Origin of the sequence: Sorangium sp. So ce367, assembly GCF_051520455.1 — a bacterium.
Lineage (GTDB): Bacteria > Myxococcota_A > Polyangia > Polyangiales > Polyangiaceae > Sorangium > Sorangium cellulosum_B.
This window is the reverse complement of sequence record NZ_CP150334.1, coordinates 11,731,611-11,756,514: the sequence shown is the minus strand read 5'-3', so window position 1 is coordinate 11,756,514 and position 24,904 is coordinate 11,731,611. Positions and strand designations below refer to the sequence as shown.

Below are 24,904 nucleotides of genomic sequence, written 5' to 3'. Positions count from 1 at the left end.
CGCATCCTCCGGGCTTGGCAGCCGCCCCGCTCACCCCGCCGCGAGCAGCGGCAGGCTTTGCCGGCGCGGCGGCTCCGGCCGCTTGATCTTCTCGAACGCGCGCTCGTAGTCCCGGAACGAGCCGCCCGCGTGCACGGCCTGCAGCACGGCGTGCCCCTCGGCCTCGCCGCCGGCGGCGAGCACCGCCTCGACCCACGCCCAGCGCGCGCTCGTGGCCCGCACGTCCGCGCGGCCCCGCAGCCCGCGGCGGAGCCGGTCGAGCCGCTTGTTCACGACGTCGATCCCGGCGAAGCGCGCGCCGTGGAGCGGCGTGTTGCGCTTCGGGCAGAACGGCGCGATCCCGAGCGCGACCGGCACGATCCGGGACAGCTCCGTGACGAAGGAGACGCACTCGTCGACGTCGGCGTCGGTCTCGCCGGGGACGCCCACCATCAGGTACAGCTTGAGCCGATTCATCCCGTGCTGCCGCGCGAGCTCCGCGGCCCGCTGGAGGTGCCTGGGCCGGGCGCGCCGCTCGAGCGTCTCGCGGACCCGCTCGCTCGTGCCGTCCATCGCCGTCGTGAGCGTCTTGTAGCCCGCGAGCCGCAGCGCGCCGACGAACTCGTCGGTCAGCCGGTCCGGCCGGAGGCTGCTCAGCCCGACCTCGCAGCCCCGCTCGGCGAGCGTCCGGACCACCTCGACGATCTTCGGGTGATCGCTGACCGCGGCGCCGACGAGGCCGACGCGCCTCGCGTCCTCGGGGATGAGCTCGAGGAGGCGCTCCTTCGGGACGATGCGCATGCCGCCGTTGGTCGAGCGGCGCATCACGCAGTAGGTGCACCCGCGCGAGCAGCCCCGCTCCGCCTCGATGAGGAACATGTTCGAGAGCTCGGTCTCCTCGGCGCGGATGGGCGACCAGGCGGGAAGGAGCGCGTTGTCGCACTGCGCGACCGGGGGCATCTCCGCGCCGTGGCGCGCGGGGACGAAGACGTGCGGGAGGGCCGCCAGCGCGTCGAGCGCCGCCTCTCGCGACGAGGCGTCCCGCAGCACGCGGAGCACCTCCACGGCCAGGGTGTCGGCCTCGCCCATGATGATCGCGTCGGCGAACACCGCGAGCGGCAGCGGGTTCGAGAACGTGAGCGGACCGCCCGCGAGGACGAACGGATCGCGAAAGGAGCGCTCCTCCCGGAGCGCCGGTATCCCCGCCAGCTCGAGCAGGCGGACGACCCCGGCGAGCTCGAGCTCGTAGGCCACCGAGAGCGCGATGACCGGGAAATCGGAGATGGGGCGGAGCCCCTCGTACGTGATCGGCGGGCCGTCCGTGCCCTGGCCCTCGTCGTCCGGCAGGAAGGCCCGCTCGCACGCCATCCCGGGCTCGGCCTGGATGGTCTTGTAGATCTGGAGGAAGCCAAGCGAGCTCATTCCAGCCCGGTACGGCGAGGGGTAAGACAGCGCGACGCGGAAGGGCGCCTGCTTGTCGATACGACCGATCTCGCCCGCCAGGCGGCGGCGGATCGTGGTCGTCATCGCGCTTCGAGACATCGACCCAGCGTCGCTCAGGGGACGTCCAGGCGCAAGGATGGGAGGCCAGCTGACAGCCGTCCGGAGCGGGGATTTTTTCCAGCTCACGGCGCACCGTTCTCCGGGACGTGTCCGGCGGCGGTCCTCCCGTCGCGGGGAGCGGGGGCCGGGCGCGGCGGCTCGCCCGGGCGGGACCAGAGGACGCGCTCGCCGTCGGTCTCCCAGATCAGGGCGCCGCCGCGGTCCGTGCGCGCGATCGCGACGCCGCCGGCCGAGAGGCGGGAGAGCACCTCCGGGCTCGGGTGCCCGAAGCGGTTGCGGACACCGCAGGACACGGCGGCGATCGAGGGGTCGACGGCCGCGAGGAGCGCCGCGCCGGTCGACGTCCGGCTGCCGTGGTGCCCCACCTTGAGCAGATCGGCGTGGAGCGCGGCACCGTAGCGCGCCACGAGCGCGTCCTCGGCCTCGTGCTCCGCATCGCCCACGAGCAGCGCGGATCGCGCCCCGTAGCGGATGCGCAGGACGAAGGAGTTGTCGTTGGCGCCCCGGTCGGGGTGGAGCTCCGGGCACGGCGCGAGCACCTCGATCGTCGCCCCCGAGAGGACCCGCGGCGTGCCGCAGAGCGCGTCGGGCCGCACGATGGGCACGCCGCGCCGGCGCAGGTCGGACAGGAGCTTCCGGTAGACCGGGCCCGCGCCCTCGGCCTCGCCCTGGCCGGTGTCCCAGAGCTCGCCGATCTCGATGCCCTCCACGGTGGCCGGCAGTCCGCCGAAGTGATCGGGGTGCGGGTGCGAGAGGACGACCGCGTCGAGGCGCGCGCGGCGGCGCGACCGCAGGAGCGGCCGGAGCACGCGCGCGCCCGTGTCGACGGGGCTGCCAACGAAGCCGCCCGCGTCGACGAGCATCGCGCCGCCCTCGGGGAGGTCGATCAGGATGGCGTCGCCCTGCCCCACGTCGAGGACGTTGACGCGCAGCACGCCGCGCGGCGCGCCCGCGCGCGTGGCGACGCCCTCGAGCAGCAGCCACGCGACGGCGCCGGCCGCGAGCGCGGCGAGCCGCCGGCCGCGGCGCTCCGCGGCCCACGCGAGCGCGATCGCGGCGGCCAGCGCGGCCAGCTGGGCGGGCGACGGCTCGGGCAGGCGCAGCACCACGCCGGTGTCCGCCGAGGCGCGGGCCACGGCGCGGACCGCGAGCAGCGCGCCGGACCCGACGAGCGCGCACCCGCGCTCGACCGGCGGCGCCCACGAGAGCACGGCGTGCGCGAGGCAGAACGGGAGCGCCGCCAGCTCGCCGATCGGCGCGGCGACCACGTTCGCCGCCACGCCGAGCAGCGGGAACGTCTCCCCGTTCATGAGCAGCAGCGGCGCGCAGCCGAACATGGCGGCGAGCGTCGTCGCGAGCGGCGCGAGGACCTTGCGCGCGAGCTCCCGTAGCGGCGACGCGCCCGGCCCGCCCTCGGCGCCGCCGTCGCCGCGCTCCCCCTCGCCGGGCACGATCAGCGCGGCGAGCGGCCGCTGCAGCCAGAGCAGCCCGGCGGTGGCGGCCGCGGAGAGGCCGAACGAGAGATCCCACGCGACGAGCGGATCCACGGCGGCGGCGCCCGCGAGCGACAGGGCGAAGCAGCGGACGCCCACCGGACGGAGGCCGAGGAGGCGGGCGCCCATCGCGCAGCTGAGCATCGCCGCGGCGCGCATCGCCGAGCCGCCGCCGCCGGCGAAGTCGGCGTAGAGCCACGCGGCCGGCACGCACAGCGCCGCGGTGATCCGGCCCGCGTCCCACCGGGCGGCGATCGGCCCGACGCGGACGAGGATCGCGCGGAGCGCCGCGGCGAAGCCCGCCACCGCGAGGACGAGGTGCGTCCCCGAGACCGCGAGCAGGTGCGCGAGGCCGCTCTCGCGGAACGCCTCCTGGTCCTCGGGCGCGAGGTCGGTCTCGCCGAGCACGAGCGCGCGCCCGAGCGCCACCGCGTCGGGGTGGAACGTCGCCTCGATGCGCCCGCGCACGAAGGCCCGCGCGCGATCGACGGCCGCTGCGAGGGAGCGCCCCTCCGACGTCCGCCGCGCCTCGACGATCGTCCCGCTCGCGACGATCCCGCTCCGCGCGATCGCGGCGGTCGCGTTCCGGAGCCCCTCGTTCCGGAACAGGTGGATCGGCGCGAGGTCCACGGTGACCTCGAGCCGATCGCCCCGGGCGAGGTCCATCGGCGCGCCGTAGAGGCGCGCCCGGAGCGGCCCCGGCAGCGCTCGCCCGCCGCACGTCCCGCCGGAGAGCTCCACGTCGATGCGCGAGGCCGGCGGCTCGTCCTCGCCACGCGCCGCCGCGGAGCGCTGCTGCGCCGCCCCGACCACGACCGGCGAGCCGACGACGGCGCACGTCACCTCGCAGCGCGCCGGCGGCTGCAGCAGCGCGAGGGCGCCATCGTAGGCGGCGCCCGCGCCGTCGAGCAGCGCGCGGGCGCGGAGGCCGCTCACGACGAGCGCCACCCCGGCGGCGGCGAGCGCGGCGCGGCCGGCCCGGCGGCGGAGCGCCGCCGCGGCGAGCGCGGCGCCGAGCGCCGTGGCCAGCGGAGAGAGGGCGAGCGGCGCGCCCGCGGCGAGCGCGAGGCCGAAGAGCAGGACGGGATCGATCACGGCCCCGCCGCCCCGCAACACCTGGGCCGCGCGCGTTCCCGCGGAATTTCAGGGGGGAGCGGTCGCCGCGCCCCTGGCGCCGCCATGGCGGCGCCGGACGCGGCGGCGCACCGGACGATCCTGCAAGAGCTCTCCCCTGTGTGGGGGGAGCAACGCGCCGAGTCGGTCATCGCACCCGGCGCGCGTGCACGACCGCGGCTTCGCCTCTAGAATCTTTTGCTCCTTGCGGCACCCCGCGGCGCGCAGACATTGCAGTATCTGGAGGCTTTCGATGCCGTTTTGCTTGCCCAGAGTCACCTGGATTCTCCCCCTGGGACTCGCTGCGACAGCGTGCAGCTCGGCCCTGGAGGCGCCTCCTGACGAGATCGGTGAGGCGCGGGATGCCATTCAGGACGGATATCTCGACGACGGCGACAGGGCTGTCGTGGGCATCTACAACGACGAGATCGGCGCGATCTGCACCGGCAGCTTGATCGCCCCGAACGTGGTGCTCACGGCCCGTCATTGCGTGTCGGACATGGCCAATGAGCGCGACGGCCAGATCACCTGTCGATCCACGAAGTTCACGGACACGCACCTGGCGGGCCGGATCTTCGTGACGACCGACGCGGAGATCGGCAGGTACGCGCGTTATTACGGCGGCAGCGAGGTCGTGCTGCTCCCCGGCGAGGGGACGGACGCGTTCTGCGGCAACGATCAGGCGATCCTGATCCTGGACGAGCCGATCCCGCAGAGCGAGGCGGTGCCGCTCGTGCCGCGCGTCGACGTGCCCCTCGTGGAGGGCGAGGAGTACTACGCGGTCGGCTTCGGGGCGACGAACGACGAGAGCACGGGCGCGGGCCTGCGGCGGCGCCGCGACAGGCTGTTCATCGACTGCGTGGCTGACGCCTGCCCGTCCTCCCTGGTGAAGGCGACGGAGTGGGTCGGGGACACCGGCATCTGCGAGGGAGACTCGGGCGGACCCAGCCTCGATCTGATGCACCGCGTGATCGGCGTGACCTCGCGCGGGGCCGAGGGCTGCGAGTATCCGATCTACGGCTACGTGTACCGCTGGGCGGAATGGATTAAAGAGACGACCGTGCGCGCCGCCCGTGCCGGAGGATACAAGGAGCCCCCCTGGGCGACCGGCTACCCCACCGATCCTGCGTACTCGGCGGAGGTCGGCGCGACGTGCGAACAGCCGGAGCAGTGCCCTGCGAACGCGTGCCTCGACGGCTACTGCACGCGGCCCTGCAACGCGGCCGCGGCGTGTCCTGACGGCTACAGCTGCAACGGCGAGCCCGGCTTCTGCGCGGAGGTCCCGGAGCCGCCCGCGGACGACGCGTCGAGCGGGTCCTGCAGCGCGAGCCCGCGGCCCGATCCGACGCAGCCGGTCCCCTGGGTGCTCGGGGCGGCGAGCCTGGGCGCCCTCGCGAGCCTGCGACGGCGGCGCAGCCGGGAGCGGCTTGGCTGACGAGCGGCGCTCCTCCACGCGGAGCGCCGCCGGCGCGGCGCTCCAGCCGGGCGCCGCGCGGGCCTCGCTCCTGCCGGGCGCGCCGGGCCGCGGGCTCTCGCGGCGGGCCGCGCTCGCCGGGCTCGCGGCGCTCGGGCTCGCGGCGTGCGGGCGCACCGCCCCGGCGCGCGCGGCGGGAGCGCGCGTCGTCTCCCTGTCGCCGAGCACCACGGAGGCGGTCTGCGCGATCGGCGCCGGCGCGACGCTCGTCGGCCGGTCCCGCTACTGCGACCACCCGCCCGAGGTGCTCGGCCTGCCGAGCGTCGGCGGCTACGCCGACCCGAGCATCGAGGCGATCATCGCGCTCTCGCCGACCCTCGTGGTCGGCGCCCGCGGCCCCGCGGGGCCCGCGCTCGACGAGTCGCTGCGCGCGCACGGGATCGCGACCTGCTTCCCCGACACCGAGTCGCTCGCGCAGATCGAGGACATGCTCACGGAGCTCGGGCGGCGGCTCGACGCGGCGCCCGGCGCGGAGCAGGCGATCGGCCGGATCCGCGCCCGGCGCCGCGCGGTCGAGCAGGCCGTCGCCGCGAAAGGCGCCCCGCGCGTCCGGGCCGCCCTGCTGTTCGACACCTCGCCCCTCTTCGTCGCGGGCCCCGGGAGCTTCCCCGATGAGCTCATCCGGCTGGCCGGCGGCGAGAACGTGATCACCCGCGGCGGCGCCTACCCGTCGATCAGCGTCGAGCAGCTGCTCGCGCTGGATCCCGATGTCCTGCTCGACGGCACGTCCAGCGACGCCGACGCGCAGGGCGCCTCGAGGCTGGCGGCGCTCAGGGACGCGCCCGGCTGGAGATCCCTGCGCGCCGTGCGCGAGGGGCGCCTGCGCCCGCTGAACACCGATGTCGCGCTGCGCCCGGGCCCGCGCATCGGCGACGGCCTCGCTTCCGTCGCGCGGGCGCTCCACGGCGACGCGCTGGCGCTCTCCGGCGACGCGGCCGTCCCTCCCTCCCCGGGCGGCGCAGGCCTCGCGGCGCCCCTGCCGAAAACGGAGGCGCCATGACCCGCGTGCGCGCCGACGCCCTGCTCGTCGCCCGGAAGCTCGCCGGCTCGCGGACCGAGGCGCAGGCGCTGATCATGGCCGGCAAGGTCACCTCGGGGCCGCGCCGCATCGACAAGCCGGGCACGCTGCTCCCGGAGGACGCCGAGGTCCACGTCGCCTCCGGCCCCCGGTTCGTCTCGCGCGGCGGCGAGAAGCTCGAGCACGCGCTCGAGGCCTTCGCCGCGCACGGCCTCGACGTCGCCGGGAAGACGTGCGTCGACGTGGGCGCCTCGACCGGCGGCTTCACCGACTGCCTGCTCCAGCGCGGCGCGGCGCGGGTCTTCGCCGTCGACGTCGGCTATGGCCAGCTCGCCGCCAAGCTCCGCGCCGATGCGCGCGTCGAGGTGCGCGATCGGGTCAACGCCCGCGAGCTCCAGCGAGAGGACTTCGACGTCCCCATCGATCTCGTCGTCGTCGACGCGTCGTTCATCAGCATCTCCCGCCTCATCGACGCGATCGCCCGCCTGCTCCGCCCCTCGGGGGATCTCGTGGCGCTGATCAAGCCGCAGTTCGAGGCGGGCCGCGAGGCCGCCGCCCGCGGCCGCGGCGTCATCCGCGACGAGGCGACCCGCCTCGCGGCGATCGCCGACGGGCGCCAGGCCATCGAGGCCGCAGGCTTCTCGGTCGTCGGCCAGGTCGACAGCGCGGTGCGCGGGCCGAAGGGGAACGTCGAGCACTTCGTCCACGCGCGCCGCACCGGCTAGCCGCCGCGTCGATCGGCCGCCGCGTCGGCCAGCCGCCACGTCGGCCAGCCGCCATGTCGGCCAGCCGCCATGTGCACCCCGTTGACCAGCCGCCGCATCGGCTAGCCGCCATGCGCGCCGCGTTGGCTGGCCGCGGCGCGCGACGCCGCGCGCCACGACGCCGGGCTCGGTCGCCGGAATCCGTGGAAAGTCGAACACTTAAGATGCTCCACGCCGACCGCGCAGCGGCCCGACGGTGCTGACGTGCCGCGTAGACAATGGTAGACGCGATGAGTACACGCGCTCTGAGCCGCTCCGTGGGCGGCCATGGCCACCGCGGGCGACCCCACGCGAGGCAGCCCGGCGACAGGGAGGAGACGACATGCTCGGACGACGGGGTTTGGTGAAGATGATCGCCGGGGCGCTCGCGCTCAGCGCGATGACGCTCGGTTGCGACAAGAAGAGTGAGACGCCGGCTGGCAACGCGGCTGAGCACGCCAAGGACGACGCCGAGTGGAAGGTCGGCGCTTACTTCAGCCTCTCGGGCGAGGAGACGGCGTTCGGCGTCGACTCGAAGGAGGGTATCGATCTCGCGATCGACGAGATCAACAAGGCCGGTGGGGTCAAGGGCAAGCCGATCCACGTCCTCTACGAGGACAACAAGTCGAAGCCCGAGGAGGCGACCAACAAGGTCCTGCAGCTCATCGATCGGGATCACGTGCTGGCCCTCCTCGGCGAGGTCGCCTCGTCGCGGTCGCGCGCCGGCGGCATCGTCGCCAACAAGAAGAAGGTGCCGATGATCTCGCCGTCCTCCACGAACCCGGACGTGACGAAGGTCGGCCCGTTCGTGTTCCGCGCCTGCTTCACCGACGACGTGCAGGGCCAGATGGGCGCGCAGTTCATCGTGAACACGCTCGGCAAGAAGAAGGTGGGGCTCTTCTTCGCCTCCGACGACCTCTACTCGTCGGGCCTCGCCAAGGAGTTCCGCGACGAGGTGAAGCGCCTAGGCGGCGAGATCGTCATGGAGAAGAGCTTCCTCAAGAAGGAGACCAACTTCACGACGTACATCAACGAGCTCAAGTCGGCGAACCCCGAGATGATCTACGCGCCGATCTATTACACGAGCATGGCCCCGGTCGCGCGGCAGGCCAAGGCCGCGGGCGTACCAGGGAGCATGTTCGTCGGCAGCGACGGGTGGGACGCGAACGAGCTCCTGCGCGACGCCGCCGAGGAGCTCGACGGAGCGTACTTCACGAACCACTACGCGCCGGACGTCCCCTGGCCCAACTCCCAGGCCTTCGTGCAGAAGTACAAGGACCGGTACAAGCGCACGCCGTCGAGCATCGCGGCGCAGGGCTATGACGCGGCCAGGCTGCTGGCCGACGCGATGGGACGCGCCAAGGCGATGACGCCGGACGACATCCGGGCGGCCATCCAGGACACCAAGGGGTTCCAGGGCGCGACGGGCGTCATCACCATCGATGCCGAGCGCAACGCGGACAAGCCGGTCGTGATCGTCCGGATCAAGGACAAGCAGTTTACCTACTACGCGACGGTCAACGAGAAGGCTGCGAAGTAATAGCGGTCGTTCGCGCGCGCTGGCTCGGACGTGAGGAGCGCGCGGGACGTGCGGAACGTGCGGAACGTGCGTTGAAGAGGTCTCCATGGAGAAGATCGTGAATGCCCTGATCACAGGGCTCGCCCAGGGGTCGATGATCGCGCTGGTCGCCCTCGGCTACACGATGGTTTACGGCATCCTCAAGCTCATCAACTTCGCTCATAGCGAGATCTTCATGATGGGCGCCTTCGCCGGGCTCTTCGGGATCGCGGCGTTCGGTGGCAGCAGCGCGCCGCTGTTCGCGGGCGTGGCCGGCACCCTCTGCGCGATGGCCTTCGCGGGCGTCCTCGGGGTCGTCGTCGAGAAGGTGGCTTACGCGCCGCTCCGCTCACGGGGGCGGGGCCTCGCGAACACCCGGATCACGCCGCTGGTCACGGCGCTCGGGATGAGCGTGCTCCTCCAGAACCTGGCGCAGCTCCTCTTCACCGCCCGCTACCGCGGCTATCCGCAGCTCCTGCCGATCGAGCACACGCGGCAGGTGATCTTCGTCACCTCGATCCTCGTGATGATCGGCCTGGAGCTGCTCGTGCGGCGCACCTGGACGGGCAAGGCGATGCGCGCGCTCAGCGTGAACGTCGAGGCCGCCCGGCTGATGGGCGTCCGCACGAGCCGTATCATCGCGCTCACCTTCCTCACGGGCTCGATGCTCGCGGCGGTGGGCGCGGTGCTGTACTGCCTCGATCAGTCGCAGGTGTACCCCACCATGGGCGTCGTGATCGGCAACCGCGCGTTCGTGGCGGCGGTCATCGGCGGCATCGGCAACATCACGGGCGCCATGCTCGGGGGCATGTTGATCGGGATCATCGGAGAGATGACGAAGCTCACGCCCTACTCCGGCTTGCAGGACGTCCTTGTGTTCGCGGTGCTGATCGGGGTGCTCCTTGTGAAGCCGACGGGGCTGCTCGGCACGACCGGGACCGAGAAGGTGTAAGGCCGCCCTGGCCCGCCGGCCCACGCGCCGCGCTTCCATCCATCCTCCAGAACGAGCAGGCCGCGCTGGCCCGCCGGCCCACGCGCCGCGCGTCCTTGCGGTATGCTCGGCGCATGCGACGCCTCGCTCTCGTCGTACCGCTCTCGCTGCTCGCGGCGTGCGCCGCGACGCCCCCCGCCAACTGGGTGCGCGGCGGCGCGCTGCTCGACATCCCCCGCGCGCGCTGGGCGCTCGCCGACCTCACGATCGACGTCATGCCGGACGGCAAGATCCTCGTGAACGGCGAGCACCAGCTCAGCGTCGATCGCGGCGGGCGCGTGTTCGGCCTGGAGGCCGAGCCGGTGGCGCTGCTCGAGCCGGACGGCCGGGTCATGGGCCCGAACGACGATCCGCTGGGCCAGGTCGGCGTGCTGCACGCCTCGCTGCCGCGCCAGGCGAACGCCTGGATCACGGTCGCCGAGGGCGGCGCCGTGATCCGCTACGCCGAGGACGGCGAGCGGGAGTCGCTCGGCGCCTGGATGGGGTGCGAGGCGACGGCGCGGGCGCACCAGGCTTGCACGCTGATCACGCACCTGCTCGGGATGCGCATGGACAAGCTGGCGCGGCCGCGCGCGCCGGACGCGCTGCAGATGGGGCTCGGGAACGGGCTCGGGCTCGGGACGGGGTCGCTGTTTCCGTAGGTCAGCGCGCCTACTTCAGCAGCCAGCCGAACAGCATCCGCTTCGTCGTGTCGCGGGAGACGGCCGCGAGCGAGTCGACGAGCGGGATCTCCTTCGGGCACACCTCGACGCAGTTCTGCGACTTGCCGCAATCGGTGATCCCACCCTCGCTCATCACCGACTCGAGGCGCTCGCCCTCGTGCATCGCCCCCGAAGGATGCATGTTGTAGAGCCGCACAAGGTTGATGGCGAAGGCGCCGACGAACTTCGTCCCATCGCTGTACTGCGGGCACGCCTCGACGCAGCAGCCGCACGTCATGCAGCGGGAGAGCGGATATCGCTCCTGCTGCCGCTCCGGCGACTCGCGCGGGCCCGGGCCGAGCTCGTGCGTGCCGTCGATGTCAATCCACGCCCGCACGCGCTTCATGTCCTCGAACATCCGGCTCCGGTCGACGAGCAGGTCGCGCACGAGCGGGAACTTGGACATCGGCTCCAGCGTGATCACCTCGCCCTTCGGCGCGAGCTGGTCGATGAGCGCCGAGCAGGCCTGTCGGACCCGACCGTTGATCACCATCGTGCACGAGCCGCACACCTCCTCCAGACACACCGCCTCCCAGACGACAGGAGCCACCTCCTTGCCGTCCACGGTCCGCGGATCCTTCTGGATCTGCTGCAGCGCGCTGATCACGTTCATCTGCGGCAGGTAGGGGACCTTGAACTCCTCCCAGCGCCGCGACTCCGTCCGATCCGCGGTGTCCTGCCGCCGCACGCGCAGGTGCACAAGCCGGCCCTCGCCCTTCGGCTGCGCCGGCGCCGCCGCCCCGTTCGCCTCGTCTCCGCTCGCCTTGGCCATCCTACACGCTCTTCTGCGACAGCTTCCCTGTCGCTTGTGCGCTCGCCGCGCTCGCCGCGCCCGCCTGCTCGTACTTGCGCTCCCGCGGCGTCACGAGCGACGTGTCCACCGCGTCCGTCACGTGGATCGACTGGCCGGCGCACGCGTAGTCGAACTCGCGGACGAACTTCACCGCGCCCTTCTCCTCGTGGCGCGCCAGCGTCGTGCGCATCCACGCGGCGTCGTTCCGCGCCGGGAACTCCGGCTTGTAGTGCGCCCCGCGCGACTCGTCGCGGTTCCTCGCGCCCTGCGCGATGACCCGCGCGAGCACCAGCATGTTCTCGAGGTGACGCACGAACTGCGCCCCCTGGTTCACCCGCGGGGCCGTGTCGGTGCACTTGATCCGCTCCGCACGCTCCTCGAGCTCGCCGAGCTTCTCGAGCACGCGGTCGAGCGTGGCGTTGTCGCGCTCGATCGTGCAGTCGCGCAGCATCGTCTCGCCGAGCTCCTGGTGCAGCCGGTACGCGTTCTCCGGCTGCTTCGCGTCCTGGTTCTGCGTCAGGATGCGCTGGTAGCTCGACTCCGCGCGCTTCTCGGCCTTGTCGAAGATCGAGCGCGGCAGGTCGAGCGCGCTCCGCTTGATGCTCCGCTGATAGGTCGCCACCGCCGGCCCGCACACCATGCCGGCGTAGATGCACGAGAGCAGCGAGTTGGCGCCGAGCCGGTTGGCCCCGTGGTACTGGTAGTCCACCTCGCCCACCGCGTAGAGGCCCGGGATGCTCGTCGCGTGGTTGCGCGGCGACCCGGCCTTGAGCGAGCCCCGCGCGTCCGCCTCGTAGTCGACCCACAGGCCGCCCATCGAATAATGGACCGCCGGGAAGACCTTCATCGGGTTCTTGTACGGGTCGGTGCCCGCGAACTTCTCGTAGATCTCGAGGATGCCCGCGAGCTTCGACCGGAGGAACTTCTCGTCCTTGTGGGTCAGGTCGAGGTAGACCTCGTTCTCGTTGCGGCCCGTCGCGGCGCTCCAGATGCCGCGCCCCTCGTGGAAGCACGTCTTGAAGATCGCGCGCGCGGCGATGTCGCGGGGGACGAGGTTGCCGTAGCCGGGGTACATCCGCTCGAGCAGGTAGTCGCGCTCCTTCTCGGGGATGTCCCGCGGGCTCCGCGCGTCGGTCTTGTCCTTCGGCACCCAGACGCGGCCGCCCTCGCCGCGCGCGCTCTCCGAGATGAGCCGCAGCTTGTCGGCGCCCGGGATCGCCGTCGGGTGCACCTGGATGAACTCGCCGTTCGCGTACACCGCGCCCTGCTGGTAGACCGCCGACGCCGCCGTCCCCGTGCAGATGACGCTCAGCGTGGAGCGGCCGAAGACGATGCCGCAGCCGCCCGTCGCGAGCACGACCGCGTCGCCCGTGAAGGCGCGGATCTGCATCGATTTCAGGTCCTGCGCGACGCAGCCCACGCACGTGCCGGAGTCGTCGAGGATCGCCTCGAGGAAGTCCCAGAACTCGAACTTCCGGACCATCTTCTCGCCCGGGATCGCCACGCCGTGCTCGTCGGTCACGTCGGCGAGCTCGAACCGCCGCACCTGCTCGTCGAGCGCGTAGAGCAGCTGCTGCCCCGTCGTCGCGCCGGCGAACGCCGTGCGGTGGTAGAGCGTGCCCCCGAAGCGGCGGAAGTCGAGCAGGCCCTCGGGCGTCCGGTTGAACGGCACGCCCATGCGATCGAGCATGTTCACGATGCCCGGCGCGGCCTCGGCCATCCCCTTGACGGGCGGCTGGTTCGCGAGGAAATCGCCGCCGTACGCCGTCTCCTCGAGGTGCACCTGGGGGCTGTCGCCCTCGCCCTTCGTGTTCACCGAGGCGTTGATGCCGCCCTGCGCGCACACCGAGTGCGAGCGCTTCACCGGCACGAGGGAGATCAGGTCGACAGGGACCTTCGCCTCGCACAGCTTGATCACCGTCATCAGGCCGGCGAGCCCGCCCCCGACGACGATCACGCGCCGAACCTTCCCCCCCTCGCTCCTCGTCGTGCTCTTCGCGGCCATGTTCGATCCCGATGCTCCCGCGCCGCTCCCCGGAAGGGCGCGGCCGATACGATGGTCAGTGCGAGGCCGGCGCGCCCACGTCGACACCGGCTCCGACAGCCGCGCGCGCGGGGGCGCCGGTGGAACCGGTCGAGGACGACGCGATGTCCGCGCAGCTGCGGCCCCCCTCCGCGGACGGGCCCGGCGTCCCGGGGAACGGCGCGCCGGTGGCGAAATAGATCACCGTGTTGGCGCCGAACAGGAAGACCACGAGGCCCACCGCGCCGAAGACCACCGCGGCCATCCGCTGCGCCCGGCGCGACACGGTGATCCCCCACGAGAAGCAGAAGCCCCAGAGGCCGTTGGCGAAGTGGAACACGCTCGCCGCGATGCCGAAGAGGTAGACGAGCGCGATCACCGGGACGCCGCCGACGGTCGACGCCATGTCGGCGCACAGCCGCGGGTAGAACTCCTCGGGCGCCATCCGGCCCAGCCACTTCTGCGCCCAGTACGACCAGAGGTGGAAGCCGATGAACGCGAAGGCGAGCACCCCCGTGACCCGCTGCAGCGTGTACATCCAGTTGCGCGAGAACGTGTAGCTGCCGACGTTCGGCTTGCCCTCGAGCACCAGCTTGACCCCGTAGAGGGCGTGGAACGCGAGCGGCAGCACGACGAGCCCGATCTCGAGCACGGGCAGGTACGGCATGTGCGAGATCTCGCCGACGGCCGCGTCGAACCGCTCCTGCCCCTGGAGCGCCTTCGCGTTCGTCCAGAAGTGGAAGAGCAGGAAACCGCCCACGGGGAGGGCGCCGGTGAGAGAATGCAGCTTGCGCAGGAGAAAGGACCGGCGGCTCTCGTGAAAGAGCGATCTCGCGGGGGTTGCCTCGGACACGCTGACCTCGATGGAAGGCGGGCGCGGCGGGTGTATGGGATGCCCCGGGTGACGTCAAGGTGAACGCAGTCAACAGTTCCGGCCGGTTTTCCGCTGACTTTGGCGCGTCGAGCGGCGGCGGGGCGGCTTGCCCGCGCAGATGCGCCGCCCGGCGACGTCGGCCACGTCACGTCCGCGTGGCCGCGCTCGCGGCCGCGGCCCTGCTCGCGCTCGCCGCCGCGACCGCCGGCGCCGGCTGCGGCGCGCAGGAGGGCGGAGCGCCGGTGAGCCCGGCGCTTGCCGGGTCGCCCGCGGCCCAGGCCGAGCTGCGCCCCCTCCTCTCGCGCTTCGCGAACGGCGCGCACGCCGAGCGCATCGCGCTCGAGCCGGAGCTCCTCGCCTTCCGTGGGCGCCACGCCTCCGACGACCTCGCGCGCGTCGCGACCGTCCACCTCGCGTGGATCGCCCTGGAGCGCGGGGACCTGCCCCGCGCCGAGGCGCTCGCGGGCGAGGTCGAGGCGGCGGGGCGGAGCGCGGTCGGCGATCTCGCGCGCGTGATCCGCGGCGCGGCGCTCCGGCGAGCCGGCAAGCCGAGGCCCGCCTTCGGGGTGCTGCGCCCGCTGGTGAGCAAGATGATCGACGCGTACGTGCGCGCGCTCCTCAACGAGGAGGTCACCGCCGCCGCGATGGAGGCGGGCGCGTGGACGCAGGCGATCGAGCTGATGAGCGTCTGGCTGCGCGAGGCCGACGACGACCGGCGCGCCGCCGTCCGGGCGCAGATCGGGGCGCAGCTGCGCGAGGTGCCGATCGATCACCTCGTCCAGGCGCTCCGCGCCGGGCGGGCGACCGGCGAGGTCGTGAGCCCGGAGGTCGACCTGCGCTCGCTGGTCGCCGAGCGCCTCGCGATCGTCGCCCGCGAGCGCCGCGACGTGGCGCTCGCGAAGGAGCTGCTCGACCGGGCCGACGCGGCGCTCGGCACCCAGCGCGACGCGATCTTCGAGCTCGCGGCCGGCGCGGGGGCCGCGCGCGTCGAGCCGCCCACGGTCGGCCTGCTGCTGTCGACGCGCACGGCCGCGTCGCGCCGCCGGGGCGTCGAGATCGCCGCCGGCGTGGCGCACGGGCTCGGGCTGCTCCGGCCGGGCTCGGACGCGCGGCTCGTGAGCCGCGACGACGGCGGCGAGGGCAGCGTGGACGAGGCGCTGAACAGCCTCACCGCCGAGGGCGCCGCGGTGCTCATCGCAGGCTCCGATCGGGAGCAGGCGACCGAGGCGGCGAAGTTCGCGCGGACGCACGCGATCCCGGTGCTGCTCGTCCATCCGCCGGAGCCGGCGGCGCTGGACGGCGCGTTCGTCTTCGTCGTGGGCGAGGAGCCCGCGAGGAGCATCGAGGTGCTCGCCGCCGCGCTGGCGGAGCGGGGCGCGAAGCCGGTGGCGCTCGTGGGCGGCGATGTCGATGTCCGGAAGGACGCGGCCCCCGCGCCGGCGGGCGCTGCGGGGGCCGCGCCGGCAGGCGCTACCGGGGCCACGCCGGCGGGCGCTGCGGGGGCCGCACCGGCGGGCGCTGCGGGGGCCGCGCCGCTGGCCGAGCATGGCATCGCGCTGGCGCTCCCCTGCGACGGGACCTTCGACGCGCGCGCTCTCCGGCCGCCGGCCATCCGCGGGATGGTCCTCGCCGGCGACGCGCGCTGCGCGGACCAGGCGCTCCGCGCGGCTCCCCGCTCGGTGACGATCGCGCTCGCCTTCGAGACGGCCATCGCGCCGCCGCCGGGATCGCTCGTCGCGACGGCGGGGCTCTTCCCGCTCCTCGGGGCGCCCTCCGGCGCGCAGCCTCCGCCGGGCGCGGGCGATCCCGGGGCGGCGCCTGCCTCGGGCGCGGCGGCCGCGCTCGCGGCGTGGCTCGCCACCCATCCGTCGCCGCCGAGCTTCTGGGCGGCGCTCGGGCGTGACGCCGGCGTGCTCGCCTGGGCCGGCGTGCAGCGGCTGCCGAAGACGGGCACCGAGGACCCGGCGGAGGTGAAGGCGCGGCGCCTCGCCGCGGCAAGCGCCATGAGCACCGCGACGGCGGAGCTCTGGACGACGGCGGCGAGCGGCTTCGGCGGGCGGCGCGTGCTGCCTCGGGTGATCGGCTACCGCGAGAGCGGGAAAGCGCGATGAGCGGGGCGAGAGCGCGGTGAATGACGCGGCTCACGTGGCCGGCGCCCCGTCAGCGCAGGGCACGACGCGCGAGGCCGCGCGTGGAGACCGTGCCGGCGCGTCGTCCCGGGGCTGCTCCGGCCTGCCGGCGGGCGTACCATGGCGCCGCATGATCCGCCGAGCCCTCTCCTGTGCCGCCGCCGCCGCGCTCCTGGCGATCGCCCCTGCCGCGCTCGCCGATCGGGTGGCGCTCCTGCCGGCGCGAGGGGGCACCGATGAGGCCGCCCGGAGCGCCGCCCAGGCCGAGGTCGCGCGCGGGCTCGCCGCCCTGGGCCACACCGCGGCGCCGGACGGCGCGGTCGCGGCCGCGCTCAAGGACGTCGCCGACGGCGTCGCCGACAGCGCGGACGAGTACCGCGCGGTGAGCGCGCGGACGGGCGTGGACTGGGTCCTGACCGGCACCGTCAATCCTGCGGTCACGACCACCCGGATCGAGCTCACCGCGTACCTCGCCTCGACGGGTCGGGTCGAGTCGGTCGCCAGGGAGGTCGACCGGGATCAATCGGCCCGGCAGACGCAGGAGATGCTGGCGGTCCTGCTCCGCCCGGAGGGCATCGGCGCCGGCGAGCTCCCCTGGGAGCGCGCCGCGCGCTCCGCTCCGGCGAGCGCGCCCCCGCCTCCATCCGCGGGAGGGGCGATCGTGCTGCCCCCGGTTCCCGCGCCGCCGCCCGCGCCGCCCGCGAAGGAGGTGCTGATGGCGTATCCCCTCGGGCCGGAGCGCGTATGGCCGGCGTACTCGGGCGGGCGCCGGGTCGCCCTGTCCGCATCGCTCGGGCTGGCCGTCGCCGCGGCGCGCCTCCCGGGCGCGAGCGGCAGCGCGGCCTCGCTGGTCGGGGAGGCGCGCGTGGCCTATGCGCCCGGCGACCGCGGGCTCGAGCTGTTCGCCGGCGGCGGCGGCAACCTGGCCGGCCCCTTCGCCGGCTGGATCGAGGGCGGCGCGCGCCTGATGCTGACGCCCAGCCTGACGCCGCACGACGGGGCCTGGCGCGCGTTCCCGCTCCACCTCGGCCCGTCGCTCCGCGCGGGCGCGTTCTTCAGGTCCGCCCCCGGCGCCGTGGGCCCCGATCTCACGACGTACCACGGCGATCTCGAGGTCCACCCGGTGCTCGGGGCGTCGCTCGACGTCGCGCTCGCGCTGAGCCGCGCGGTGCAGCTCGAGGCCCAGCTCGGCAACCTCCGGTGGGTTCCCACGGGGGACGGCTCCCTGTTGCTGGTCGGCGCGACGCTCGGCGCCGGGGCCCGGTTCTGACGCATGCGCATCGAGCTGCCGAGCCGCCGCAGCACCATCCGCCTGGCACGGGCGCTCGCCGCGCGTCTCGCGGGCGGCGATCTGGTCGTCCTCGCCGGCGATCTCGGCGCCGGGAAGACGTTCTTCGCCCGGGCCCTCTGCCGGGCGCTCGGCGTCCCGCCGGCGCTCCCGATCACCAGCCCGACGTTCACGCTGGTCCACGAGCACGAGGGCCGGGTCCCCATCGCGCACGCCGACGCCTACCGCCTCGGGGGCGCGTCCTCTGCGGAGGGCGCGCGCGACGGCGCGGCCGCGGAGCTCGCCCAGCTCGGGCTGCGCGAGCGCCGCGCGGAGGGCGCGCTCGTCGTTGTGGAGTGGGGCGAGCCGTTCGTGGAGGCGCTCGGGGGCGACGCGCTCCTGATCCACCTCGCCGCCCCCGAGGACCCGGCCGCGCCCGGCCGCGCCGCCGAGATCAGGGCGACCGGCGCGCGGAGCGGCGAGGTGCTCGCCGCGCTCGAGGGAGATCGGCTTCTGTAGGCTCGGCTCACCTTGGCGACGTAGCTGCGGGCAAGCGGCTCGGTTGAGGGACTACTGCGTGGGCCGAAGGCGCGGCGCGCGTTCGACAAGGTCGATCCGCATGCGCCGCTTCAGCCGAGCTGCCGAAGCTTCTTTTCCAGGTAGTAGGCAGCAGCCTGGCAGTAGGGCGGCAAGAGACCGGCCCCATCCGGAATCGACGCAAGCTCCAGCAGCTCCTTCACGCGTGCGGCCCGCGGCGCCTTCTTCTGGAATTGAGAACGGAGGGCACCGATCACATCCCGCCGGTTCCGTCGAAGACGAGCGATGTTGAGGTTCAGACGCTCGATCTGCGCTTCGACGCTGGCGCGCATCGCGGGCTCCAGGCCCTCGGCGGGTCGCATCTCCCCCTGGTTCGTATACGAGAACATCGAACTGACGTCGGGCGGGAATGCCGCGGGGTTCAGCTCGATCCGCTGCTCCTCTCTCGGGAGATGTCCGCGGTAGGTGTCGCAGTGATAGCGCTTGCGGTGCTCTCCTCCGCCCTCGCGGATGCCCACGTCGCCCAGACAGACCCCAAGCAGATTGTCCCAGTCGAAGACCAGCTCCGGCGACAGCGCGCGGGTCTCGAAGTGCTCGATCTTCATGCCCTCGGCGCTCGGCGGTCCGGGCAGCGGGGACATGCAGTACGCGCAGAGCCCATGCTGCTCCTTGAACGCGTGCTCCCGCATCTGCTGTCGCTGTGTTCCATGCACCGAGCTCCAGGCTGCACCAGGGGTGCCCCGGAGGTCGGCCAGGCAAGCGGGCTCGCGCTCCTTCTCAATCCGGCGCATTTCCTGTCTCCGCCATGGAGATCTCCCACCGCGCGGTGACGATCTGAGCGTCATCCTCGCCGAGGAGGCTCGATAGCTCCGCCAGCAGCGCCTTCGCTGCCTCGAGCTGGCCGTCGTCGATCAACCGCGCGAGCTCGTCGAGCTTGTCCTGCGTCTCCTTCAGGCGCGACGGGGCACCGAGGATGTCCTCCAGGATGGTGTTGGTGTCCTTTCCCGAGATCCTCTCGACCCGGTGCGCCTGGTGATCCGGGTCGAGGAGACGCACCGATCCGCGCGGGGCCGCGGACATCACCTGAGGCGAGTGCGTCGTCACGACGAACTGGATGCCGGGGAACGCGCGAAGAAGATCGTCGAGCACGCGCCATTGCCACGCGGGGTGGAGGTGGAGATCCACCTCGTCGATGAGAACGACGCCCGTGGCCCTCGCCGGTGCTTCGGCGCCGAGCTGCGGGTTGAGCTGCGTCGCGCGCCACGCGATGTCTGCCGCCACCGCGATGAGGTTCCGCTGGCCATCGGAGAGAGCCCCGAAGGGGAGGGAGGAGCCATCCAGGAAGTCGACGCGCAGTTCCTGGTGGTTGGCGCTGTAATAGATCCGGCGAGCTCCCTCGAGGCAAGCGCACGCCGCCGCGCTCACCCCCTCCAGCTCGGGGCTTCGCACCTCGGAGAGCGGGCGCCCTTCCTCCGCGGCCCGCGCGAGGCGCTGGACGCGATCCTCCTCGCGCCAAGCCATCCAGGCCTCGAACCCCTTCTGGTCGGACGCTGCCTCGAGCGAGGCCCGGTAGCCTTGAAGCCTCGACTTCAAGCCCGCCCTCTCGGGGTTCCTGTCCCGCTTGTGGTGCCACAGCCGACCCGTTCCGTAGTAGGCGAGCACCGGGAGCGCGATGGGCTCGGCGCCCGATATCGCATCCTCGATGCCACGAGGCATGAACCGGGTCGCCTCCAGCGGACCTTCCCGACCGGACTTGGTGACGCCCGTCGTCGTGCGGCTGTCTGCGCCGCGAAGCTCCCTCGCCCACGCCACGTGGCCCAGCGGGGTCTCACCGCTCGCTTCGACGCGCACGGGGTAGCACGTCGCCGTGCTCGGGACGCCGCCGTGCATCGTGGTAACAAAGCGCGCTGCCGACTTCGGGATCGGGCGGTCGTCCCGGCTCGCGTTGAAGAAGCTCAGCCACGCGCCCAGCGCCACTGCCAGCCCTTCGAGCACGGTCGTCTTGCCCGTCCCGTTGCGGCCGACGAGCACCGTGAGCCGCGGCTCCAGATGCAGCGCGAACCGCTCGAAGGCGCGGAAGTTGCTCAACCGGATCTCGTCGATTCGCATCGAGGCTCGATGGGTGATACGCGGTGGAAACCTGGGGAGCTAGCGGTTTTCGCCGGGCTCGCTGGGTCCGCTGGCCGCCGCCTTGGGCAAGTTGAGCGCTGAGAGGATCGTGTCCTTCCACGCCTCTTGCCGGTGCCACGCCTCTGCCATGACGCAGCCAGGCACCGCCTTATGGTGCGAAGGCATTACCGCAGCGCAGCCCTACCCCGTGTGGCCTCCCGGAGTCGGCGCAGCGGGCACCTCTCCGGCGGCACCGCCACCTACCACCGCGAAAGCCCTTCAGGCCGTGCGCCCGCCCGCCGGGCGGCCCTCCCCGGCCACGCGCCGGCGCGAAGCGCGCGCCGCAGCGCGGGCGAGCGGGCGCGCGGGGTCGTCGCGAGCCTGGCCCCGTGCGCGGCGGCGTTGCGTGGTACAAGAGCGCACCGTGAAGGAAGGCGCTGAGACCAGCCACGGCCAGCTGCTCAACAGGGCGCTGGAGCCGGTCCTCGCGTTCCTCGACAACATCGGCAACATCGTCACGCTCACCTTCCAGACGATCGTCTGGCTCGTGCGCCCCCCGTTCCGCCCCGCCCAGTTCCTCGCGGCGATGGACTTCATGGGCGCGCAGTCGGTCTTCATCGTCGGCCTGACCGGCGTCTTCAGCGGCATGGTCGTCACGCTGCAGACGTCCTACGCGCTGCGCGCGTTCAGCGCCGAGGGCCGCGTCGGCGGCCTCGTCGCGGTCTCGCTGGCCCGCGAGCTCGCGCCGGTCTTCTCCGCGATCATGGTCACCGCCCGCGCCGGCAGCGCGATGGCCGCGGAGCTCGGCAACATGCGCGTCACCGAGCAGATCGACGCGATCGCGACGATGGGCGTGAGCCCGGTGCAGTACCTGCTCTCGCCCCGGCTCTTCGCCGCGACGGTGATGCTGCCGCTGCTCTGCATCCTGTACACGAGCGTCGGCATGTGCGGCTCGTACCTCGTCGCCGTGCTCTGGCTCGGCGGCGACGAGGGCGCGTTCTTCCAGAGCATCCGCGACTTCGCCCTCCCCAAGGACATCTCCATGGGGCTCATCAAGGCGTGCGTCTTCGGCTTCATCGTCTCGTCGGTCTCGTGCCGCCACGGCTTCTACGCCTCGGGCGGCGCGCGCGGCGTCGGCGTCGCGACCACGCGCGCGGTCGTCGAGAGCTGCGTCACCGTGCTCGTCACGAACTACATCCTGACGCAGCTCTTGCTCGACATGTGAGCCGCAGCGGCGTTCTCCCGGCTCTACCTGGGCCGCGAGCGCTTGCCGCGATGCTGCGGCGCGGCGGCCCGGATGTTACGGTAGCCGGCGTGTCGCTCGATCGCGCCTCCGAAGTCGAAAAGTTCGATCACTACGCCCCCACCTACCGCGAGGCGCACCAGCGGAGCGTGCGCCTGAGCGGGGAAGGGCCCGAGTACTTCGCCGAGCACAAGCTCGGGTGCCTGGCGCGGGCCGGCGTGTCCAGCGCGCACAGCGTGCTCGACTACGGCTGCGGCACCGGCAGCCTCACGCGCTTGCTCTGCGGTCGCTTCGCCTTCGTCGGCGCCTTCGATCCGTCGGCGGAGAGCGCCAAGCTTGCGCGCGAGCACGCTCCGAGCGCGACCGTGTACGGCGAGGAGGCCGCCATCCCGAGCGAGCGGTTCGACGCGGCCGTGCTGTCGGGCGTGCTGCACCACGTCCCGCCGCCCGAGCGCTCCAGGCTGGTGCAGGCGGTGGCGACCAAGCTCAAGCCGGGTGGGCGCCTGTTCGTATTCGAGCACAATCCATACAACCCGCTCACGCGGCGGGCGGTGCGGCTGTGTCCGTTCGACGACGACGCCATCCTGCTTCCGCCACGCGAGGTGCGCGCGCTGCTCGCTGGCGCGCTTGCCTCGGTGCGGCAGGACTACGTGCTGTTCTTCCCGCGGCCGCTCGCGCCCTTGCGTCCGCTCGAGCCCTGGCTCGCGTGGTTCCCGCTCGGCGCGCAGACCATGACGGTCGGCGTGCGTGCCGGCGCTTGAGGCGCCCTCGCAGGGGCCCTGCCGCCCGTCCTCGCCGCTGCAAGGGGGCATGACGCGCCCGGTATCCGCTCTGGAGTACATCGACTGAGCCGCTGGTCTGCGAGTTCAACGCGCCGCTGGCACCCACACGTCCTCGGCCGGCACCTCCTCCGCCGGGTCGGCTTGCACCTTCCGGTGCGGCCCCCGGGCGTCTAGCTTCGCTTCATGAGCACCTCGTCCCTCTCCAACCGCCACTACATCCTGAAGGCGCGCCCCGAGGGCCCGCCGGACCGCAGCCATTTCGAGCTCCGCGAGGCGCCGGTCCGGGAGCCTGGCGACGGCGAAGTCCTCGTCCGCACGCGCTACCTGTCCGTCGATCCGACGAACCGGATCTGGATGAGCGACACGAAGCAGTACATGCCGCCCGTGAACCAGGGCGAGGTGATGCGCGCGCTCGGCGTCGGCGTCGTCGAGCGATCACGCCACCCCGACTTTGGCGCAGGAGACCTCGTCTCCGGCCTCCTCGGCTGGCAGGACTACAACGTCGCGGCGCCCGGCGACCTCGCCCTCACGCGCTTGCCCGCGCTGGACCTCCCGCTCGGCGCCTTCCTCTGCCCGCTTCACGTGACCGGCGGCTTCACCGCCTACGTCGGCCTCTTCGATATCGCGCAGCCGAGGCCCGGCGAGACCATCGTCGTGTCCGGCGCCGCCGGCTCCGTGGGCTCCCTGGTCGGCCAGATGGGCAAGATCGCGGGCTGTCGCGTGGTGGGCATCGCCGGCAGCGACGCCGGGTGCCGCTATGTGACCGAGGAGCTCGGCTTCGACGCCTGCATCAATTACCGCACCGAGGATGTCGCGGCGGCGCTCGACCGCGCCTGTCCGAAGGGCGTCGATATCGATTTCGAGAACGTGGGCGGCGACATCCTCGACACCGTGCTCGACAAGATGAACCTCTTTGGCAGGGTCACGATCTGCGGCCTCATCTCGACGTACAACGACAAACAGCCCCGCCCGGGCCCTGTGCGCTTCCCGCTCATCCTGATGCAGCGTCTCCGGGTGCAGGGCTTCGTCGTCAGCGATCATCAAGCGCGCTTCCCCGAGGCCTTCGAGAAGATCCACGGCTGGATCAAGGAGGGCAGGATCCAATGGCGCGAGCGCGTGGTGGAAGGCCTCGAGAACACCCCGGATGCGCTGGGGATGCTCTTCCAGCCGAACAAGATCGGAAAGCTGCTGATCAAGGTCTCCGACTAGTCAGCCAGGCCGGCGACGCCCATGTCGACGAGGCGGGGCAGTACCTCATCCCTGAAGTACGGAAGCTCGGCGGCGTGGTCGGCTCCGGAAGCTACCGCAGCACCCCCGGCGGCTCCGGCTCCCGCAGCGCGATCAGCGCCGGCGAGAACTGCACCGGGTACCTCGCCGGCGCGCGCAGGAGCGCCACCGCGTCCGGCAGCAGCTGGCGCGCCGCCAGGGAGCGCTCGCGCCCGGCGCTCGCCGGCTCGGGCGACTCGAGCGCGCGCCCGCCGCGCATCGCCGCGCGCGCGAGCGGGGCGAGCCTCGCGACCCCGAGCGCGCGCGGCGCCAGCATCCGCTCGTGCGCGAGGTGGATCACGTCGAGGGCCGCGCGCCCCGCCTCGTCGTAGTAGCGCGCCACCATCTTCCGCCCCGCGATCACGTCCCCGCGATCGCTCGTGCCCTGCCGGAGCGCCCACGCGCCCGCCTCCTCCAGCGCCACGAGCTCGCAGCGCGCCGCCGGCAGCCCCTCGACGGCCTCCCCGAGCCCCGACGCGACCCAGCCGCCCGCGCTCCCGCCCACGCGCCTCGCCTCGAGGAGCAGCGCCTCCTCGTCGTCGCCCCCGAGGTCGACCATCCGATCGGCGTACCAGGGCCAGCTGCCCTCGAGCGGGGACGGCGGCGGCGCGAGCTCGCCGAGGTCGATCCCCGCCTCACCGCGGAACGGGATGCCGAGCGCGGTGGCCGCGAGCGCGCTCGTCGTCGCCACCGCGCCGCCCACGTGCGCGGCGCGGGCGAGCGCGAGCGCCTCGTCGGCGAACGGCACGCTCGCCGACGACCCGTCGACGATGTCGCCGCCGCCCGCCGCGATGTGGAGCCGCGCGGCCCGCGTCGCCGCGGCCGTGCCTCGGCGGAGCGCCGGCGCGAGCAGCGCGCCCACGAGCAGCGCCTCGATGAACGGCCCCTCCACCGAGGCCACGGGCGTCCCCGGGAAGGCGATCGTCCCATCGGGCATCGCGTCGATGTCGACCGACAGCGTCGCGCCGGCGAGCCGCTCCTCGAGCGCGTCGCTCAGGCCGCACGCCGCGCGCGCCGCGGAGACCGCCGCCGCGTCGAAGCGCGCGCCGTCCGCCGCGAGCGCCTCGAGCGCCGCCTCGACCCCAGCGACCACGAGAAAACCCGTGTGCGGCGGCATCGCGGCGAAGGCGAGCTCGAAGCTCGCGCGCCGGTCGGCCACCCCCGCGTGGACGAGGCGATCGGCGTCGAGCAGCGCCCGTCCGTCGCGGAGCAGCGGGCTCGCTCGCAGCAGGGCCGCCGGCATCCGCC

20 protein-coding genes are annotated in these 24,904 nt (G+C 73.2%); 12 read left to right on the top strand and 8 right to left on the bottom strand.

Annotated elements, in window-relative coordinates; translation table 11 throughout:
• Positions 1-30: 30 nt before the first annotated feature.
• Together WME97_RS44515 and WME97_RS44510 are read right to left on the bottom strand one after the other, a co-directional pair.
• Positions 31-1,506 (bottom strand): B12-binding domain-containing radical SAM protein, encoded by a 1,476-nt coding sequence (locus tag WME97_RS44515; protein WP_437547105.1) that lies wholly within the window; start codon positions 1,504-1,506, stop codon positions 31-33.
• Between the two features lie 98 nt (positions 1,507-1,604).
• Positions 1,605-4,130: a DNA internalization-related competence protein ComEC/Rec2 gene (locus WME97_RS44510; RefSeq protein ID WP_437547103.1), complete on the bottom strand. Its 2,526-nt coding sequence runs from the start codon at positions 4,128-4,130 to the stop codon at positions 1,605-1,607.
• A 271-nt stretch (positions 4,131-4,401) separates the two neighbouring features.
• Here WME97_RS44510 and WME97_RS44505 point away from each other — a divergent pair, with 271 nt between their 5' ends.
• From WME97_RS44505 to WME97_RS44480, 6 genes are all read left to right on the top strand, one after another.
• Positions 4,402-5,583 carry a trypsin-like serine peptidase gene (locus WME97_RS44505; protein WP_437547101.1) on the top strand — a complete coding sequence of 394 codons (1,182 nt, stop codon included), beginning with the start codon at positions 4,402-4,404 and terminating at the stop codon, positions 5,581-5,583.
• Positions 5,576-6,622, top strand: a complete 1,047-nt coding sequence (locus WME97_RS44500) for an ABC transporter substrate-binding protein (RefSeq protein ID WP_437547099.1) — start codon at positions 5,576-5,578, stop codon at positions 6,620-6,622. The genes WME97_RS44505 and WME97_RS44500 overlap by 8 nt, the downstream gene beginning before the upstream one ends.
• Positions 6,619-7,365, top strand: coding sequence for a TlyA family RNA methyltransferase (locus tag WME97_RS44495; protein ID WP_437547097.1), 747 nt, complete (start codon positions 6,619-6,621; stop codon positions 7,363-7,365). The genes WME97_RS44500 and WME97_RS44495 overlap by 4 nt, the downstream gene beginning before the upstream one ends.
• Positions 7,366-7,726: 361 nt before the next feature.
• On the top strand, positions 7,727-8,923 hold the full coding sequence (locus WME97_RS44490) for an ABC transporter substrate-binding protein (protein ID WP_437547095.1): 1,197 nt from the start codon (positions 7,727-7,729) through the stop codon (positions 8,921-8,923).
• An 85-nt stretch (positions 8,924-9,008) separates the two neighbouring features.
• Positions 9,009-9,893 (top strand): branched-chain amino acid ABC transporter permease, encoded by an 885-nt coding sequence (locus WME97_RS44485; protein WP_437547093.1) that lies wholly within the window; start codon positions 9,009-9,011, stop codon positions 9,891-9,893.
• Between the two features lie 113 nt (positions 9,894-10,006).
• Complete coding sequence (locus tag WME97_RS44480; RefSeq protein WP_437547091.1) at positions 10,007-10,573, top strand: hypothetical protein; 567 nt, start codon at positions 10,007-10,009, stop codon at positions 10,571-10,573.
• A gap of 10 nt (positions 10,574-10,583) precedes the next feature.
• Here WME97_RS44480 and sdhB read toward each other — a convergent pair whose 3' ends face one another.
• From sdhB to WME97_RS44465, 3 genes are read right to left on the bottom strand one after another with little or no spacing between them, the layout of a single operon-like run.
• A complete protein-coding gene (gene sdhB / locus WME97_RS44475) occupies positions 10,584-11,405 on the bottom strand; it encodes a succinate dehydrogenase iron-sulfur subunit (protein WP_437296102.1) in 822 nt (273 codons plus the stop codon).
• A gap of 1 nt (position 11,406) precedes the next feature.
• On the bottom strand, positions 11,407-13,431 hold the full coding sequence (sdhA, locus tag WME97_RS44470; RefSeq protein ID WP_437547089.1) for a succinate dehydrogenase flavoprotein subunit: 2,025 nt from the start codon (positions 13,429-13,431) through the stop codon (positions 11,407-11,409).
• 55 nt (positions 13,432-13,486) lie between these two features.
• Positions 13,487-14,302, bottom strand: a complete 816-nt coding sequence (locus WME97_RS44465) for a succinate dehydrogenase (protein WP_437547088.1) — start codon at positions 14,300-14,302, stop codon at positions 13,487-13,489.
• Between the two features lie 176 nt (positions 14,303-14,478).
• Between WME97_RS44465 and WME97_RS44460 the strand changes: the two genes are divergently transcribed.
• From WME97_RS44460 to tsaE, 3 genes are all read left to right on the top strand, one after another.
• Positions 14,479-16,434, top strand: a complete 1,956-nt coding sequence (locus WME97_RS44460) for a hypothetical protein (RefSeq protein ID WP_437547086.1) — start codon at positions 14,479-14,481, stop codon at positions 16,432-16,434.
• Positions 16,435-16,582: 148 nt separating this feature from the next.
• Entirely contained in the window at positions 16,583-17,722 is a 1,140-nt protein-coding gene (locus tag WME97_RS44455; protein ID WP_437547084.1) for a hypothetical protein, read from the top strand.
• A gap of 3 nt (positions 17,723-17,725) precedes the next feature.
• Positions 17,726-18,238: a tRNA (adenosine(37)-N6)-threonylcarbamoyltransferase complex ATPase subunit type 1 TsaE gene (tsaE, locus tag WME97_RS44450; protein ID WP_437547082.1), complete on the top strand. Its 513-nt coding sequence runs from the start codon at positions 17,726-17,728 to the stop codon at positions 18,236-18,238.
• 110 nt (positions 18,239-18,348) lie between these two features.
• Here the strand turns inward: tsaE and WME97_RS44445 are convergent, their stop codons facing one another.
• Positions 18,349-19,047: a retron system putative HNH endonuclease gene (locus WME97_RS44445; protein WP_437547080.1), complete on the bottom strand. Its 699-nt coding sequence runs from the start codon at positions 19,045-19,047 to the stop codon at positions 18,349-18,351.
• Positions 19,034-20,365, bottom strand: coding sequence for an AAA family ATPase (locus tag WME97_RS44440; RefSeq protein ID WP_437547078.1), 1,332 nt, complete (start codon positions 20,363-20,365; stop codon positions 19,034-19,036). Before WME97_RS44440 ends, WME97_RS44445 begins: the two co-directional genes overlap by 14 nt.
• Before the next feature lie 424 nt (positions 20,366-20,789).
• Between WME97_RS44440 and WME97_RS44435 the strand changes: the two genes are divergently transcribed.
• From WME97_RS44435 to WME97_RS44425, 3 genes are all read left to right on the top strand, one after another.
• Positions 20,790-21,590 carry an MlaE family ABC transporter permease gene (locus tag WME97_RS44435; RefSeq protein ID WP_437547077.1) on the top strand — a complete coding sequence of 267 codons (801 nt, stop codon included), beginning with the start codon at positions 20,790-20,792 and terminating at the stop codon, positions 21,588-21,590.
• An 89-nt stretch (positions 21,591-21,679) separates the two neighbouring features.
• Positions 21,680-22,369: a class I SAM-dependent DNA methyltransferase gene (locus tag WME97_RS44430; protein ID WP_437547075.1), complete on the top strand. Its 690-nt coding sequence runs from the start codon at positions 21,680-21,682 to the stop codon at positions 22,367-22,369.
• Positions 22,370-22,573: 204 nt separating this feature from the next.
• Positions 22,574-23,599, top strand: a complete 1,026-nt coding sequence (locus WME97_RS44425; RefSeq protein WP_437547073.1) for an NADP-dependent oxidoreductase — start codon at positions 22,574-22,576, stop codon at positions 23,597-23,599.
• Between the two features lie 91 nt (positions 23,600-23,690).
• Here WME97_RS44425 and WME97_RS44420 read toward each other — a convergent pair whose 3' ends face one another.
• Positions 23,691-24,899 carry a hypothetical protein gene (locus tag WME97_RS44420; protein ID WP_437547071.1) on the bottom strand — a complete coding sequence of 403 codons (1,209 nt, stop codon included), beginning with the start codon at positions 24,897-24,899 and terminating at the stop codon, positions 23,691-23,693.
• Positions 24,900-24,904 lie beyond the last annotated feature (5 nt).

Bases quoted from the DNA above. Each gene is read 5' to 3' on its own strand.
- sdhB (WP_437296102.1), bottom strand. From the start codon at position 11,405: ATGGCCAAGGCGAGCGGAGACGAGGCGAACGGGGCGGCGGCGCCGGCG.
- sdhA (WP_437547089.1), bottom strand. From the start codon at position 13,431: ATGGCCGCGAAGAGCACGACGAGGAGCGAGGGGGGGAAGGTTCGGCGC.
- tsaE (WP_437547082.1), top strand. From the start codon at position 17,726: ATGCGCATCGAGCTGCCGAGCCGCCGCAGCACCATCCGCCTGGCACGG.
- WME97_RS44445 (WP_437547080.1), bottom strand. From the start codon at position 19,047: ATGCGCCGGATTGAGAAGGAGCGCGAGCCCGCTTGCCTGGCCGACCTC.
- WME97_RS44485 (WP_437547093.1), top strand. From the start codon at position 9,009: ATGGAGAAGATCGTGAATGCCCTGATCACAGGGCTCGCCCAGGGGTCG.
- WME97_RS44480 (WP_437547091.1), top strand. From the start codon at position 10,007: ATGCGACGCCTCGCTCTCGTCGTACCGCTCTCGCTGCTCGCGGCGTGC.
- WME97_RS44495 (WP_437547097.1), top strand. From the start codon at position 6,619: ATGACCCGCGTGCGCGCCGACGCCCTGCTCGTCGCCCGGAAGCTCGCC.
- WME97_RS44505 (WP_437547101.1), top strand. From the start codon at position 4,402: ATGCCGTTTTGCTTGCCCAGAGTCACCTGGATTCTCCCCCTGGGACTC.
- WME97_RS44490 (WP_437547095.1), top strand. From the start codon at position 7,727: ATGCTCGGACGACGGGGTTTGGTGAAGATGATCGCCGGGGCGCTCGCG.
- WME97_RS44420 (WP_437547071.1), bottom strand. From the start codon at position 24,899: ATGCCGGCGGCCCTGCTGCGAGCGAGCCCGCTGCTCCGCGACGGACGG.
- WME97_RS44515 (WP_437547105.1), bottom strand. From the start codon at position 1,506: ATGACGACCACGATCCGCCGCCGCCTGGCGGGCGAGATCGGTCGTATC.
- WME97_RS44455 (WP_437547084.1), top strand. From the start codon at position 16,583: ATGATCCGCCGAGCCCTCTCCTGTGCCGCCGCCGCCGCGCTCCTGGCG.
- WME97_RS44425 (WP_437547073.1), top strand. From the start codon at position 22,574: ATGAGCACCTCGTCCCTCTCCAACCGCCACTACATCCTGAAGGCGCGC.
- WME97_RS44440 (WP_437547078.1), bottom strand. From the start codon at position 20,365: ATGCGAATCGACGAGATCCGGTTGAGCAACTTCCGCGCCTTCGAGCGG.